Here is a 14,726-nt window from a genome sequence, read left to right as displayed (position 1 = left end):
AAAGGGGCAAACGGTAAAATTTGTCGCCAGCATGGGCTTTAACCGCCGCGATTGCCAATGTTACGCAGAAAGAGTGTGAACCGGGGCGGCCTTGCTGAAAAATTAACGTCGGTAGATGTCCGGCCGGGCGATCTGCCAAACAAAATCGGGTCGGTTGATGGCGCTATACCCCACTTTTTCATAGAGCCAGGGGGCGGTGCTGGTGACCAGCATGACTCGCCGCAGCGTCGCCATCAACGGATGGGCCTGGCAACATTCCGCCAGCCACAAACCCAGTCCGCTTTTTTGATGCGTCTCCAACACGTACACGTCGCACAGATAGCCGAAAGTGGCGTAATCGGTGACCAGCCGGGCGAAACCGATTTGTCTGGTGCCGTGATACAAACCGAAGCACAGGCTGTGGGTGAGGGACTGGCGAACGGTCTCCTTATCAATGCCCTCCGCCCACGACGAACGGGTCAGAAATGCATGGATGGCATCGAGATCCAGCAGGGCGGGCTCGGTGCTGACGAGATAGTCCGCACGCCGCCACTCCCGTGGGGCAGGGGTTGTCATGAGGGGGCTTCTCCTGTTGTCTGCTTGTTTGCTGTTAAGTGTCTGTACGCAGGGTGAGGCAGTCTCTCGACGGTGTAAGGCGAGAGAATCATGCCCGCACCGCGATCGATAGCTGACGTATTGGCTTTGATAATACGAGATACCGACATGACTTTTAGAGAGCGAAGGAAAATAATTACGCTTGATTGCGTAAATAATAATGAGTATGTTTCTCATTCTCTTTGTTGTTCGCGGGCACATGAAGGAGTTATTAGCCTGCATTAGCGTGATAGTTGATTCACAGGGAAACACTGAGACGCGCGGTGGCGCTCATTTCTCGTTATGAGAAAGCTTAAAACTAAACTGCAGAGCCCCCGTTAACGACGTTTTAAATGGTCAAGGATTTCCCCGATGAAAATGAAAGTCTCTGTGCTCGCCCTGCTGACGGGTATGGCGCTAAGCGGCTGCGCGCCGCATCAAACCACTTCCTCTTCTCCTGCTGTGCAACCTCTCGCGCCAGCGGCGCAATCCGACAGCGTCGTCAAACGCCAACTGGCTTATGGCTTGTATGAAATGGCGCTGACGCCAGGGGGAGATGCGCTGTACGTCGCCAGCGCCGAAAGTTTTAAAGATGTGCAGGGCGGCGTGGTCTATAAGTTGGACGCCAATACTCTGAAAACCCTTGGCACAACGCATACCGATCTGAAAAATTTCGCCATGCAGGCCTCTGCGGATGGGAAAACCCTTTACGTCAGCAATTCGCTGGATGGCGGTATCAGCGCAATCGGCGCCGCCGATGGTAAGGTGAAAGGGCGTTTGCTGTTCAGCGAGCGCAATGAGAAAGGGTTACCGTATGGTGCGCGCCAAATTCTGGCTCACAACAACACGCTGTATGTGGGGGCGGTCGCCGATCCGGCGCAAATTTGGGTGGTTGACGCCGAATCGCTCAAGCTGAAAACGCGCATTAAAAATACCGGCAAATGGATGACCGGCCTGCATTACTCCGAACAGACCCAACGCGTGTATGCCGCCAATGGCAGCGGCGAGATCCTGGTGATCAACCCGCGTTCCAATCGCATCGAAAAACGCTGGAAACCGTTGGGAGACCAACCCGCACTGCTGCTCAATATGGCGGAGGACGAGGCTACCGGCCGTTTGTTCGTCACTGACAACTCCAAGGCGAAGACCACGCTGGTCTTGGATATTCACACCGGGAAGTTATTGAAGCGGCTTGATGTGGGCGACTCTTTGGCTGTCGTTTTCAATTCACGGCGCAACGAAATTTATATCTCGCAGCGTGAATCCGGCAATGTACTGAGCCTGGATGCGACGACCTATGCGGTGAAACAGCGCTGGGCGCTGCCGCCGAATCCAAACAGCTTGCTGTTGTCGGCAGACGGTCAGACATTGTTCGTTACTGTCAAACAACCGTTTAACAAAGATCATTCCACTCAGGGGCCGGACAGCGTGGTTCGCATCGCATTGAATAAATAAGCCCTATCGGCCCGGCAAAGGGCCATTTAACTTTTATCCTCATTCATGAGTGAATTATGCACAACACCAGTACAACGAATTCCCCTTTACGTAAAACGCTGTTGGCGCTGGCCATCGGCGCGATGAGCCAGGGAGCGCTGGCCGCAGACGGCGACGCCAAGAAAAACCGGGAGGACACCCTGGTCGTCCGGGCCGAAAAACATGCCGATTTCAACTCCGGCGGCAATGATTTGGTTCCCGCCTACCTGGATGGACAGGTTGCCCACGGCGGCCGCCTGGGGATGTTGGGAGAACAGAAAGCAATGGATGTTCCGTTCAACGTCATAGGATATACCGCGAAGCTGGTACAGGATCAGCAGGCGAAGACCATCGCCGACGTGGTCAGCAACGACGCGGGTGTGCAGGCGGTGCAGGGATACGGTAACTTCGCCGAAACCTATCGCATCCGCGGTTTCTCACTGGACGGTGACGACATGACGATGGGCGGGCTGCCGGGCGTGGTACCGCGTCAGGTGATGGATACCCAGATGCTGGAGCGGGTAGAGATCTTCAAAGGGGCGAACGCCTTGCTGAACGGCCTGGCTTCCAGCGGCGTTGGCGGCATGATCAATCTTGAACCGAAGCGGGCGGAAGAAACGCCGACCACTCAGATCGGCCTCGACTACACCTCCGATTCTCAGGTGGGCGGCAAGCTGGATCTGGGCCGCCGTTTCGGTGACGACAACCAGTTTGGCGCTCGCGTCAACCTGGTACACCGAGAGGGGGAAACGGCGGTTGAGGATGATAAGCGGCGCACTACGCTGGCATCGGTCGGGCTGGACTATCGCGGCGATCGTTTCCGTTCATCGTTGGACTTCGGTTATCAGAAAAAGACCTTCCATGGCGGAACGATGGGAGTCAACATCAGCGGCATCGATGTGGTACCCGCGGTGCCTGACACCCGTAAAAATTACAGTCAGAAGTGGGGCTACAGTGATATCGAGAACGAATTTGGCATGGCGAAAGCGGAATATGATTTAACCCGCGACTGGAAGGCCTATGCCGGATTGGGCGCGCAGCACGGCCATGAAACCGGCGTTTACAGCGCACCGAAGCTCATCAACGCCAACGGCGACGCCACGGTTGGGCGCCTGGACACCAATCGCATCATCGACGCTTTCAGCGGCATGGCGGGGCTTGAGGGCAAGTTCACGACCTGGGCGGTTTCGCACCGGGTCAACGTCGGCTATTCCGCGCAGATTAAACGCGACAAAACCGCGTGGCGCATGTCTGCCAACAATCCGACGACCAATATCTACGATAACCATGATGTCGCAATACCGGACAACGCCTATTTCGGCGGCAACTACAGCGATCCGCTGACCACGGCGCGCAACCGGACGCAGGGCTGGTTGTTCAGCGATACGCTGGGCTTTTTCGGCGACCGGGTGTTGTTAACGGCGGCCGCGCGTCATCAGAAAGTGGTGGTGCGTAATTACAGCAATGCCACCGGCCTGGAGGATACCGCCTCCCGTTATACGCAAAGCCGCTGGATGCCGACGTTCGGGCTGGTCTATAAGCCGTGGGAAACGGTGTCGCTTTATGCCAACCATACCGAGGCGTTGCAGCCTGGCGGCATTGCGCCGAAAGAGGCGGCTAACTTCGGGCAGAGTACCGGTATCGCCCGTTCCAAGCAAAATGAAGTGGGCGTGAAAGTTGATTTCGAACGCGTGGGTGGCTCGTTGGCGCTGTTTGAAATCAAAAAGCCGGCCACCATGATCGACAGCAACAACTACTACACCTTGAACGGCGAACAACGCAACCGCGGCGTGGAGTTGAATGTGTTCGGCGAACCGGCATTCGGCCTGCGCCTCAACGGCAGTGCTACCTGGCTTTCGCCCGAGTTGACCAAAACCCAGGGCGGTCGTAACGATGGCAAAGACGCGATCGGCGTAGCGCATTTCTACGCGGTGCTGGGAGCGGAGTACGACATCAAGCCGGTCGATGGCCTGACTGCAACGGCGAAAGTGCGGCATACCGGTTCGCAATATGCCGACTCCGCCAATACCAAAAAGCTCGATAGTTTCACGACCCTGGATCTCGGCCTTCGCTATCGCATGCGTTTGAATGAGGATCAAAATACGCTGGTATGGCGTGTGGGGTTGGACAACGTCACGAATGAGAAGTATTGGTCCGGCGTAGAAAGCAATGGCACTTACGTCTTCCAGGGACAGGCGAGGACGCTGAAAGCGTCGGTAACTTACGACTTCTAATCGAAACGGAAACGACGGCGGCCCACATGCGATGGGGCGCCGGCTCCTTCACCACCGGGGGGGGGGTCAGCATGACCGATGGGTGAGGACGCTGATCAAATCCAGCGCGTCGTCCGCCGCCGCGATTTCGCTTTCGCTGAGCGCCTGTCGTTCGATGAAACACTCGATAGCTTCCAACAGGGAGAAGACGCTGATTTCATCCCCTATCTTCACGACTTCGCAAACGCCACGCCCGATCGCCAGACAGATGGCTTCATCAAATTCACACGGTTTGCTGTTCATCTTTCCCCCTACGGCGTTTGGGATGATATCGGCCATGCTACCGGTTTTTTCCCGACGGCTGTCTGATGAAAATCCCATTTTTTCGTTGATGCTGACTGGCGCACGACCGCGGGCATTGGCGAAATTCTGATTTCCTCACCGTGGTCAAATTTCCCTTGTGACCACCGTGCCGGCGCGGTATTGTCGCCAAATGACGACAATACCGCCTCATTGTCCGCATAAAAAATTCATGACGTTATCATCCCTTCATCCCGCTGCCGTGCGGGATTTTTTTATGAGGTTTATCTCAAAGTGCGGATAACCTCGACGCGATCGCTTGCCATGCTCTGAGAATAATCCTAGCTTGAAATAGTCATTTAGGGTTAGCAATCCCTCATGACCTCCTTGTAACACTTGATGCACCAGAACGTTTTCTCCCCCGCTGCGGCGGGGGTTTTTAATGACGTGCATCAGAAAAGGCCGCAACGCAAGAACCGACAGAGTTCGTGACGATAACCAGTTTAAGTATCAGGGGACGGGACTATGAAAAATGATCTGGCGGCGGCGATCGCGATTGGCTGTGTGTTGTTGTTCGCATTGGCAGTCGGTTCGCCCCTTTCTATCGGTACCTCGCTGTAATCTTCCGCGGCCCCGTTCGGGGCCGCTCACCGAACCTGTCGCCGCGTCTGCGGATTTTTGCGCCGATCGCCTGCCCGCGCGATAAAATCAGCCAAATCGCTGTTGATGTATGGTGAACTTTGAGTACTCTGAGTGCTTTGCACACCTCGCGTGCGCCCGTTCTATCTATGCTTTAATCAGGCCCATCACAGGAATCGCCATGCCCGCCCGCCAAATCTCGAGGAGCCCGCTCTGATGCTGGAGATGTTATTACAGTGGTACCGCCGCCGCTTCACCGATCCGCAGGCTATCGCGCTGCTGGTGATCCTGGTCGCCGGGTTCCTCATTCTCTATTTTCTGCACGGCATTCTGACCCCGTTGCTGGTCGCCATCGTGCTGGCGTACCTGCTGGAGTGGCCGACCGCGCGCCTGCAGCGCATCGGCTGTTCGCGCACCTGGGCGGCGAGCATCATGCTGTTGGTGTTCGCGGGCGTTGCCATGCTGCTGGTGTTTGTCGTCGCGCCGACCGCTTGGCAGCAGGGCATCAATCTGATGAGCGATCTGCCGGGCATGCTCAACCAGTTCTATAACTTCGCCGCGACGCTGCCGAAGCGTTATCCAGCGCTGGTGGATGCCGGCATCATCGACATGATGGCGGAAAACCTGCGCAGCCGGCTGTCCGGCATGGGCGAATCGGTGGTGAAATTCTCGCTGGCGTCGCTGGTCGGCCTGCTGACGTTGGCTATCTACCTGATCCTGGTGCCGATGATGATGTTCTTCCTGCTGAAGGACAAAGATCAACTGTTGAACGCGGTGCGCCGCGTGCTGCCGCGCAATCGCGGCCTGGCGGGGCAGGTCTGGAACGAAATGAATCAGCAGATCACCAACTATATCCGCGGCAAGGTGCTGGAGATGGTGATTGTCGGTGTGGCGACCTACCTGGTGTTCGCCGTGCTGGACATGCGCTACTCGCTGCTGCTGGCGGTGCTGGTGGGCTTTTCGGTGCTGATCCCCTACATCGGCGCGGTGCTGGTCACCATACCGGTGGTGGTGGTGGCGCTGTTCCAGTGGGGCGTCGGCGCCGATTTCTGGACGCTGATCGTCGCCTATCTGGTGGTACAGGGGTTGGACGGCAACCTGTTGGTGCCCATTTTGTTCTCCGAAGCGGTCAACCTGCATCCGCTAGTGATTATCCTGGCGGTGATCGTGTTCGGCGGGATGTGGGGCTTTTGGGGCGTGTTTTTCGCCATACCGCTGGCGACGCTGGTGAAGGCGGTGATTCACGCCTGGCCCGATGAACTGCGGGTCGAGGTGGAAGACAAGGCCGGCTGACAGGGAAGAAACGAAGCGCAGCAGGCCGCTGCGCTTCGTGAGAATTACTGCTGCAGGTAGCTCAGAACGATGTCGTGGTGATTGGTGGTTTTGAAATCATCAAACACTTTTTCAATCTTGCCGTTGGCGTCGATCAGGAAGCTGATGCGGTGAATACCGTCGTAGGTCTTGCCCATGAAGGTTTTCTCGCCCCACACGCCAAACTGTTGCGATACCTGATGATCTTCATCAGACAACAGCGTGAAGTTGAGCAGCTCCTTTTCGGCGAAGCGCGACAGTTTTTCCGGTTTGTCGGTGCTGATGCCCAGCACTTCGACGCCGACCTTTTTCAATTCGTCCATGTTGTCCCGCAGGCCGCAGGCTTGCACGGTGCAGCCCGGCGTCATCGCCTTCGGATAGAAATAGACCAATACTCGCTGTCCCTGGAAGTCGGCCAAATTAATTTCCTCACCGTCCTGGTCAGGCAAACTAAATTTCGGCGCTGTGTCACCGGCTTTCAATGGGCTCATCACTACTCTCCATCTTTCTCATCATGCTGTGGATAGTTCACCACGCTAATACTGCCTTGCGCGTTCAGTTCTGTACATAGGCGATGGAAGGCTTGCTCAATATTTGAGGCATCCCGATCGCCGGAGCTGTGGGCGGTGATTTGGATATACAGCTGCGGTGGCAGGTCGCCGTCCGCCGGCTGCGTGCGCGAGACCAGCTCGGCGATATTCATCTGGCTGGAGTCGAACAAATCGGTAAAGCGTTCGATGATATGTGGCGAGTCCTTGACTTCCACCTGCACCCATACCGTGGCCGGCATCGGCGGCCTTTCGTGCGAGTTTGTGCGCTTCATCACGATCAGCAGATCCAGCTCCGCGCCTTTTTGCGGCAGGGTGGATTCGATCAGGGTGATGGCGTTCCAGCTGCCGGACAGCAGCATGATGAACGTGAACTCCTCCCCCAGCATGGCCAGACGGCTATCTTCGATATTGCATCCGCAACTGCTGACGTGGCGGGTGATGGTATTGACGATTCCGGGGCGGTCGGCGCCGAGCGCGGTAATCACGAGATAGTGTTCGTCTGACTGAGGCAAAATAGCGCTTCCTGTCGTGCTTAATGGGGTTACCATGGTAAACATAAAAAAAACCGCCTGCCAAGCGCTTACAACGCGGTTGTGCGCTTGCTTTTGGATAGGCAGCAAAAGTACCATGAGTGACTTGTTTGTGGAGGGGACGGCCAATGTTTACGGGAAGTATTGTTGCACTGGTTACGCCGATGGACGACAAAGGTGCTGTCGATCGCGCGAGCCTGAAAAAATTGATCGATTATCATGTAGCCAGTGGCACCGCGGCGATCGTTTCCGTAGGGACCACCGGCGAGTCCGCAACGCTTGCCCATGACGAGCACGTTGACGTGGTGCTGCAGACGCTGGAGTTGGCCGACGGCCGCATCCCGGTGATCGCCGGCACCGGCGCCAACGCCACCGCCGAAGCCATCGCGCTCACCACCCGCTTCGCCAATACCGGCGTAGTGGGCTGCCTGACGGTGACGCCGTACTACAATAAGCCGACGCAGGAAGGGCTGTACCAGCACTTCAAGGCGATCGCCGAGAGCACCGAGCTGCCGCAGATCCTGTACAACGTGCCTTCGCGCACCGGTTGCGACATGCTGCCGCCGACCATCGCTCGGCTGGCGAAAATCAAGAATATTGTTGCTGTAAAAGAAGCGACGGGGAACTTAAGTCGCGTTAGTCAGATCCAAGTGCTGGTTGACGATGAAGATTTCATTTTGCTGAGCGGCGACGACGCCAGCGGGCTGGACTTCATGCAACTGGGCGGCAAAGGGGTGATTTCCGTGACGGCCAACGTGGCCGCGCGCGAGATGGCGGAACTTTGCGCGCTGGCGGAGCAGGGCAAGTTTGCCGAAGCGCGCCGCTTAAATCAGCGCTTGATGCCGTTGCATCAGGATCTATTTGTAGAAGCAAACCCAATTCCGGTGAAGTGGGCCTGTAAGGCGTTGGGATTGATGGCAACCGATACGCTGCGTCTGCCGATGACGCCGTTGAGTGAAACCGCCCGCCCGGTGGTGGAGCGCGCGCTGAAAAGCGTCGGTTTGCTGTAACTCTAAGGGAAATTTGATGGCTTATTCATTGCAAAAGTCGACGGTAGCAAAAGTAGTGGGCATCTCTTTGGTGATGATGCTGGCAGCCTGCAGCAGCGATCAGCGCTACAAGCGCCAGGTCAGCGGCGACGAGGCCTACCTCGACGCGGCTCCGCTCAAGGCGCTGAACGCGCCGTCCGGCATGATCCTGCCGGTGCAGAGCGGCAACTATGACGTTCCCGCCACGACGCTGCAAGGCAACGTCGGCAAGCAGCTGGACATTCGTCCGCCGGTGCAGCCGTTGGCGCTGCTGAGCGGTTCACGCGCGCAATACGCCGGCGACAGCGGCACGCTGCTGCTGGAAAACAGCCCGCAGAACCAGAACCTGTGGTCGCGCGTCGTCAGCCTGCTGCAGGCGAAGAACATCGCGATCGCTTCCCGCCAGGACGCCGGTCAGACCCTGACCACCGACTGGGTGAAGTGGAACCGTCTGGACGAAGACAACCAGTACGAAGGCCGTTATCAGATCAGCGTGCAGCAGCAGGGCTACCAGCAGGCGCTGGTGGTGAAAAGCGTTGGCCTGCAGCAGCAGGGCAAGAGCGAGCAGGTGACCGACCAATCTGAGATTCAGCGCTACAACGGCATGATGATCAACACCCTGATCGAAGGCCTGGACAAGCAGGACAACCTGGCGAGCAGCCAGACCGCCAGCCGCTTCGGCGCACTGGACGTGCAGAGCGGCGCCGATGACACCGGCCTGCCGATGCTGGTCGTGCGTGGCCCGTACACCGTTGTGTGGGATCGCCTGCCGCCGGCGCTCGAAAAACTGGGGATGAAAGTGGGTGACCGCAGCCGTCCGCAGGGCACCGTCGCCGTGACCTACAAGTCCTTGAGCAGCAGCGATTGGGATGCGTTGGGCGTTAAGGATCCTGAACTGGCGGAAGGGGATTACAAGCTGCAGGTCGGCGATCTCAACAACCGCACCAGCCTGCAATTCATCGATCCGAAAGGCAAACCGCTCACCCAGTCGAAAAACGATGCACTGGTGGCGGCATTCCAGTCTGCCTTCAGTAAAACCAGCGTTAACTAATCAAAAAGGGGCCTCGGCCCCTTTTTGTTTTGTCTATACGGTATCGTTTGCGTCGCAGGTTTGGCACAATAGTGTCCGGCACGCCAAAGAATTCATTAGGTCAATTCTATACCCCCTAATTTCGGGCCGCGCTCGGGAGACAACGGGGATACATCACTGGAGTAAGTAAGATGCAAAAGCTAGCTGAGCTGTATCGCGGAAAGGCAAAAACCGTTTACACCACCGAGAATCCCGATCTGTTGGTGTTGGAGTTCCGCAACGATACGTCAGCACTGGATGGTCAGCGCATTGAGCAGTTCGATCGCAAAGGCATGGTGAACAACAAGTTCAACCATTTCATCATGAGCAAACTGGAAGAAGCCGGCATCCCGACCCAGATGGAGCGTCTGCTGTCCGACAACGAAGTGCTGGTGAAGAAGCTGGACATGGTGCCGGTGGAATGCGTGATCCGCAACCGCGCCGCCGGTTCGCTGGTGAAGCGTCTGGGCATCGAAGAAGGTCTGGTGCTGAACCCGCCGCTGTTCGATCTGTTCCTGAAAAACGACGCCATGCACGATCCGATGGTGAACGAATCCTACTGCGAAACCTTCGGCTGGGTGAGCAAGGAACATCTGGCGCGCATGCGTGAGCTGAGCTACCGCGCCAACGAGGTCTTGACCCAGCTGTTCGACGACGCCGGCCTGATCCTGGTCGACTTCAAGCTGGAGTTCGGCCTGTTCAACGGCGAAGTGGTGCTGGGCGATGAGTTTTCGCCGGACGGCAGCCGCCTGTGGGACAAAAACACCCTGGACAAGATGGACAAAGACCGTTTCCGTCAAAGCCTGGGCGGCCTGATCGAAGCCTACGAAGAAGTGGCGCGCCGCATCGGCGTGAAGCTCGACTAAGCGTTGGCACCGCCATTCGGGGCGATCCGGCCGGATCGTCCCGCTATTCTGCGTTTTTCCAGAAAATTTCTACATTTCCTCCGCGGCAGACCATTTATAATGATGGATGCGAGATGACTAAAACCTATCCCACTCAGGCTTGAAGCTGCCTTTGCGCTTACGATCGCGGTGCAACTTCAACGAGCAGGGGAAATATCTGGAGTGTATTTATGCGTTGGCAAGGGCGTCGGGAAAGTGACAATGTTGAGGATCGTCGCGGGCAATCTTCAGGTTTGGGCGGTGGTGGCGGCGGCTTCCGTGTGCCGCGCGGCAAGGGCGGCATTGTCATTCTGGTGGTGGTGCTGGTGGCCGGCTATTACGGTATCGATCTGTCGCCGCTATTGAACGGCGGTAACGTCGCACCGCAGGGTCAACAGCAGAGCGCTAACATCAGCCCGAAAGACGATGAATTGGCCAAATTTACCTCGGTGGTGCTGGCCTCAACCGAGGATAACTGGAAAGAGATTTTCCAGCGCATGGGCAAAACCTATCAACCGCCGAAGCTGGTGATGTATCGCGGCGTGACGCGCACCAGCTGCGGCACCGGTCAGGCGGCTATGGGGCCGTTCTACTGCCCGGGTGACAGAACGGTGTATATCGATTTGTCTTTCTACCAGGATATGAAAACCAAGCTGGGCGCCGGCGGTGATTTCGCTCAGGCCTATGTGGTGGCGCACGAAGTCGGCCACCACGTGCAGAACCTGTTGGGCATCGAGCCGAAGGTCCGCCAGATGCAGCAGGGCGCCAGCCAAGCGGAAGTAAACCGCCTGTCGGTGAAAATGGAGCTGCAGGCGGACTGCTTTGCCGGCGTGTGGGGCAAATACGCTGAGAAGCAGCAGATGCTGGAAGAGGGCGACCTGCAGGCGGCGCTGAACGCTGCACAGGCGATTGGCGACGATCGGTTGCAGCAGCAGAGCCAGGGCCGCGTTGTGCCGGACAGCTTCACTCACGGCACCTCGCAGCAGCGCTATACCTGGTTTAAACAGGGCTTCGACAGCGGCGATCCCAATACCTGCAACACCTTTGCATCCCGTTAACGCCTCAAGTGCCGGAGCCTGACTCCGGCATTTTTTTCGGATTGAGACACAGCGTTATGTTACAGGCAGCGCAACAACTTATGCGGCGGCAGGGCATCCGACGCCTGCTGGTGCTCAGCGGTGAACCTGACTGGTGCCGCGAACAGGCGCAGCGGCTGGCGGCTACGTTGCCAGGCGACTGGCCGTGGGTCGGGGAAAATCCGCCGCCCGGCGAGGTGGCTTTAGCAAGCGGCGCGATGCGCCAATTGCTGGGGCAGGAGCGGCTGCACGCGGTGTTCGACGCCGGTCACTCGCTGGACGTAGAGGCGCTGGCGGCGTTGAGTGGCGCCTTGCGCGCCGGCAGCTGGCTGCTGCTGTTGACGCCCCCCTGGCGACAATGGCCTCAGCAGCCGGACGGCGACAGCCTGCGCTGGAGCGATTGTCCGCAGCCGATCACCACGCCGCATTTCATTCATCATCTGCAGCAGCATCTGGCCGATGACAGCGAAGTGACGATCTGGCGGCAGGGAGAGCCCCTGACGCTGGCCGCGCTGCCGGCGCGTGAAGGGTGGCAGCCGCCGGATGGCCGCCCGACCGAGGAACAACAGGCGATCTTGACGGCGCTGCTGCAGGCCGAGTCCGGCGTGTGGGTGCTGACCGCCGCCCGTGGCTGCGGCAAATCGACGTTGGCGGGTATGCTGGTGGCGCAGTCGCCGCTGACCTGCTGGATCACCGGGCCGAGCCGCGCCGCCACTGAGGTGGCCGGGGAATGGGCGCAGGGGCGCGCGCAGTTTTGGGCGCCCGATGCCTTGCTGGCGCAGTGTCGTGAGGGTGACGTCAGCGCCGTGGGGTGGCTGCTGGTGGATGAGGCGGCGGCGATCCCCGCGCCACTGTTGCAGCAGTTGATCGGTTATTTTCCTCGTGTGCTGTTGACCACCACGGTGCAGGGCTATGAAGGCACCGGCCGCGGTTTTCTACTGAAGTTTTGCGCCGGGCTGCCGTCCTATCAGGCGCTGAGCCTGCAACAGCCGATGCGTTGGGCACAGGGGGACGCGTTGGAACGGATAACGGACAATGCGCTGTTGTTCAACGAGCTGCCCGCCTGGCCGGCGGACGGCCAGGCGATCGATTACAGCCAGGCGGAGCAGCGTGAACTGTGCGCCGATCCGCAGCGGCTGGCGCGTTTCTATGCTCTGCTAAGCAGCGCGCATTACCGCACCTCGCCGCTAGATTTGCGCAGGTTGATGGATGCGCCCGGTATGCATTTCGGGCTGGCGCAGGCCGAACAGGAAGTGGTGGGCGCCGTGTGGCTGGTGGACGAAGGCGGGTTGAGCGCCGAGTTGGCGCACGACGTGTGGGCCGGCCGCCGCCGACCGCGCGGCAACCTGGTGGCGCAGTCGCTGGCGGCGCATGGCGGCCAGTGGTGGGCGCCGACGCTGCATTCACGGCGCATTACCCGCATCGCGACGCTGCCGGCGTTGCGGCGGCAGGGTATCGCGCGTCAGCTGGTCGAGCGGCAACACCGCCAGGCGCAGGGTCTGGACTTCCTGTCGGTCAGCTTCGGCTATACCGAGCCGCTGTGGCGCTTTTGGCAATCCTGCGGTTTCGAGCTGGTGCGCATCGGCAACAAGCCGGAGGCCAGCAGCGGCTGCTATACCGCGATGGCTATCTTGCCCCTGAGCGAGCAAGGAGAAGCGCTGCGGCACGCGGCGCACAAGCATCTGGCGCGCGACTGGCCCTGGCTGCGGCAGCGTATTGAACTCGCGCTGGCGATCCCGGGCGACGACGGCGACACGCCGCTTGGCGAAGAGGACTGGCGCGAGCTGGCCGGATTCGCTTTCGCCCATCGGCCGCTGGAGGCCAGCCTGGGGGCATTGCAGCGTTTGCTGTTGGCCAGCAATTTGCCGCTGCCCGCGCTGCGCGGCCATCTGCAACGGCGACAATCCCCGGCGGCGTGCGCGGAGCAGGCGGGCGTAAGTGGCCAGAAAGCCTTGCTGCGGCACTGGCGGCACGAAACGGCGCAGGCGCTGGAACAGTTGAATGCGCAGCACTGCCGTTACTGGCGCGACTGGACGCAGTCGTTGCAATAAATTGAATAACTCGCTCAATAAAACCCGATTTTCCCGATTTCTCAACGGCGTATAGTCACTGTCAGCGGTGCGGCGGCGACTGTCGCCGCACCAGGTTTGGTTACTATTAAGGAGTCATCGATGAAACATGAGCATTTCGTTGTCCAAACCCCGGCGACCCCGGCGGCGCAGCTGATCTTGCTGTTTCACGGTGTCGGCGACAACCCGGTGGCGATGGGGGAGATCGGCAGCTACTTCGCCAAAGACTTTCCTCAGGCACAGGTGGTGAGCATCGGTGGCCCCGAAGCGTTCGGCAACGGTGCAGGGCGTCAGTGGTTTTCGGTGCAGGACGTGACCGAAGAGAACCGCGCGGCCCGCATCGCAGACGTGATGCCGCAGTTTGTGGCCGTGGTGCGTCATTGGCAGCAGTTGAGCGGCGTAGGCTATGCCGGCACGGCGCTGGTGGGGTTCTCGCAGGGGGCGATCATGGCGCTGGAAGCGTTGAAAGCAGAAACCCGGCTGGCCGGGCGCGTGGTCGCGTTCAGCGGGCGTTTCGCGCAACTGCCTGAGCGGGCTTTCGGCGACAGCGTGGTGCATTTGATCCACGGTGAAGAGGATGCGGTGATCGCGGTGCAACACGCTCACGCGGCGGCGGCGGCGTTGCGGACCAACGGCGCCGATTTCACGCTGGACGTGGAGGAAAACGTCGGGCACGCAATCAACCAGGGCATGATGAACGCCGCGTTGGAAAGGCTGCATTATTATGTGCCGCAGCGCTACTGGGACGAAGCCTTGTCCGGCAAGCGCGGCGAGCTGATCGCCTTTCGCTAAAAATTCAGGGCGCCGATGAGCGCCCTGATGTCATTTCTTTTTCGGCCAGTCGTCTTCGTCATCCCACTGGGCATTATTGTCGCGGTGCGGCGGTATCTCCGGCTTGTTGGCCAAATAGCTTTTAACGTCGACGCGGCGCAGTTCCTTGATGCCGCTGACGACCATCCCCACCAGAACCAGCAGGATAATCCACCAGTAATCAGCTAACCATTGCATAG

The 14,726-nt window shown here is 58.9% G+C and carries 14 protein-coding genes; 9 read left to right on the top strand and 5 right to left on the bottom strand.

The window, feature by feature from the left end; translation table 11 throughout:
• Window positions 1-102: 102 nt before the first annotated feature.
• Window positions 103-555: a GNAT family N-acetyltransferase gene (locus tag ACJ8IL_RS19375; protein ID WP_060434440.1), complete on the bottom strand. Its 453-nt coding sequence runs from the start codon at window positions 553-555 to the stop codon at window positions 103-105.
• A 390-nt stretch (window positions 556-945) separates the two neighbouring features.
• Between ACJ8IL_RS19375 and ACJ8IL_RS19370 the strand changes: the two genes are divergently transcribed.
• Window positions 946-2,028, top strand: coding sequence for a YncE family protein (locus ACJ8IL_RS19370; RefSeq protein ID WP_060434443.1), 1,083 nt, complete (start codon window positions 946-948; stop codon window positions 2,026-2,028).
• 56 nt (window positions 2,029-2,084) lie between these two features.
• Complete coding sequence (locus ACJ8IL_RS19365; RefSeq protein WP_060434445.1) at window positions 2,085-4,280, top strand: TonB-dependent receptor; 2,196 nt, start codon at window positions 2,085-2,087, stop codon at window positions 4,278-4,280.
• 66 nt (window positions 4,281-4,346) lie between these two features.
• On the opposite strand, the gene ACJ8IL_RS19360 is transcribed toward ACJ8IL_RS19365, so the two are convergent.
• A complete protein-coding gene (locus ACJ8IL_RS19360) occupies window positions 4,347-4,562 on the bottom strand; it encodes a hypothetical protein (RefSeq protein ID WP_033644007.1) in 216 nt (71 codons plus the stop codon).
• An 852-nt stretch (window positions 4,563-5,414) separates the two neighbouring features.
• On the opposite strand from ACJ8IL_RS19360, the gene ACJ8IL_RS19355 reads away from it, so the two are divergent.
• Window positions 5,415-6,491: an AI-2E family transporter gene (locus ACJ8IL_RS19355; protein ID WP_025303831.1), complete on the top strand. Its 1,077-nt coding sequence runs from the start codon at window positions 5,415-5,417 to the stop codon at window positions 6,489-6,491.
• Window positions 6,492-6,535: 44 nt separating this feature from the next.
• On the opposite strand, the gene bcp is transcribed toward ACJ8IL_RS19355, so the two are convergent.
• Together bcp and ACJ8IL_RS19345 are read right to left on the bottom strand one after the other, a co-directional pair.
• Window positions 6,536-7,000, bottom strand: a complete 465-nt coding sequence (gene bcp / locus ACJ8IL_RS19350; protein WP_025303830.1) for a thioredoxin-dependent thiol peroxidase — start codon at window positions 6,998-7,000, stop codon at window positions 6,536-6,538.
• 2 nt (window positions 7,001-7,002) lie between these two features.
• On the bottom strand, window positions 7,003-7,608 hold the full coding sequence (locus ACJ8IL_RS19345) for a glycine cleavage system transcriptional repressor (RefSeq protein WP_369783268.1): 606 nt from the start codon (window positions 7,606-7,608) through the stop codon (window positions 7,003-7,005).
• Between the two features lie 110 nt (window positions 7,609-7,718).
• On the opposite strand from ACJ8IL_RS19345, the gene dapA reads away from it, so the two are divergent.
• The 6 genes from dapA to ypfH all read left to right on the top strand — a co-directional run bounded on the left by dapA (window position 7,719) and on the right by ypfH (window position 14,508).
• Complete coding sequence (gene dapA, locus ACJ8IL_RS19340) at window positions 7,719-8,600, top strand: 4-hydroxy-tetrahydrodipicolinate synthase (protein WP_060434447.1); 882 nt, start codon at window positions 7,719-7,721, stop codon at window positions 8,598-8,600.
• A 16-nt stretch (window positions 8,601-8,616) separates the two neighbouring features.
• Entirely contained in the window at window positions 8,617-9,669 is a 1,053-nt protein-coding gene (gene bamC / locus ACJ8IL_RS19335) for an outer membrane protein assembly factor BamC (RefSeq protein ID WP_442516764.1), read from the top strand.
• Window positions 9,670-9,839: 170 nt separating this feature from the next.
• On the top strand, window positions 9,840-10,553 hold the full coding sequence (gene purC, locus ACJ8IL_RS19330; RefSeq protein ID WP_019453889.1) for a phosphoribosylaminoimidazolesuccinocarboxamide synthase: 714 nt from the start codon (window positions 9,840-9,842) through the stop codon (window positions 10,551-10,553).
• Window positions 10,554-10,762: 209 nt separating this feature from the next.
• Window positions 10,763-11,629, top strand: coding sequence for a KPN_02809 family neutral zinc metallopeptidase (gene ypfJ, locus ACJ8IL_RS19325; RefSeq protein WP_043140420.1), 867 nt, complete (start codon window positions 10,763-10,765; stop codon window positions 11,627-11,629).
• Between the two features lie 56 nt (window positions 11,630-11,685).
• Entirely contained in the window at window positions 11,686-13,698 is a 2,013-nt protein-coding gene (locus ACJ8IL_RS19320; protein ID WP_442516763.1) for a tRNA(Met) cytidine acetyltransferase TmcA, read from the top strand.
• Between the two features lie 120 nt (window positions 13,699-13,818).
• Window positions 13,819-14,508 carry an esterase gene (gene ypfH / locus ACJ8IL_RS19315; protein WP_442516762.1) on the top strand — a complete coding sequence of 230 codons (690 nt, stop codon included), beginning with the start codon at window positions 13,819-13,821 and terminating at the stop codon, window positions 14,506-14,508.
• A gap of 30 nt (window positions 14,509-14,538) precedes the next feature.
• Here the strand turns inward: ypfH and ACJ8IL_RS19310 are convergent, their stop codons facing one another.
• The gene (locus ACJ8IL_RS19310) at window positions 14,539-14,724 is read right to left on the bottom strand and encodes a YpfN family protein (protein WP_004941720.1); all 186 of its coding nucleotides are present in this window, start codon (window positions 14,722-14,724) and stop codon (window positions 14,539-14,541) included.
• Window positions 14,725-14,726 lie beyond the last annotated feature (2 nt).

Source organism: Serratia sp. CY47444, from assembly GCF_052168635.1.
Taxonomy (GTDB): Bacteria; Pseudomonadota; Gammaproteobacteria; order Enterobacterales; family Enterobacteriaceae; genus Serratia; species Serratia bockelmannii.
Note: the sequence above shows the minus strand (reverse complement) of the source record. Positions and strands in the feature narration are given on the sequence as shown.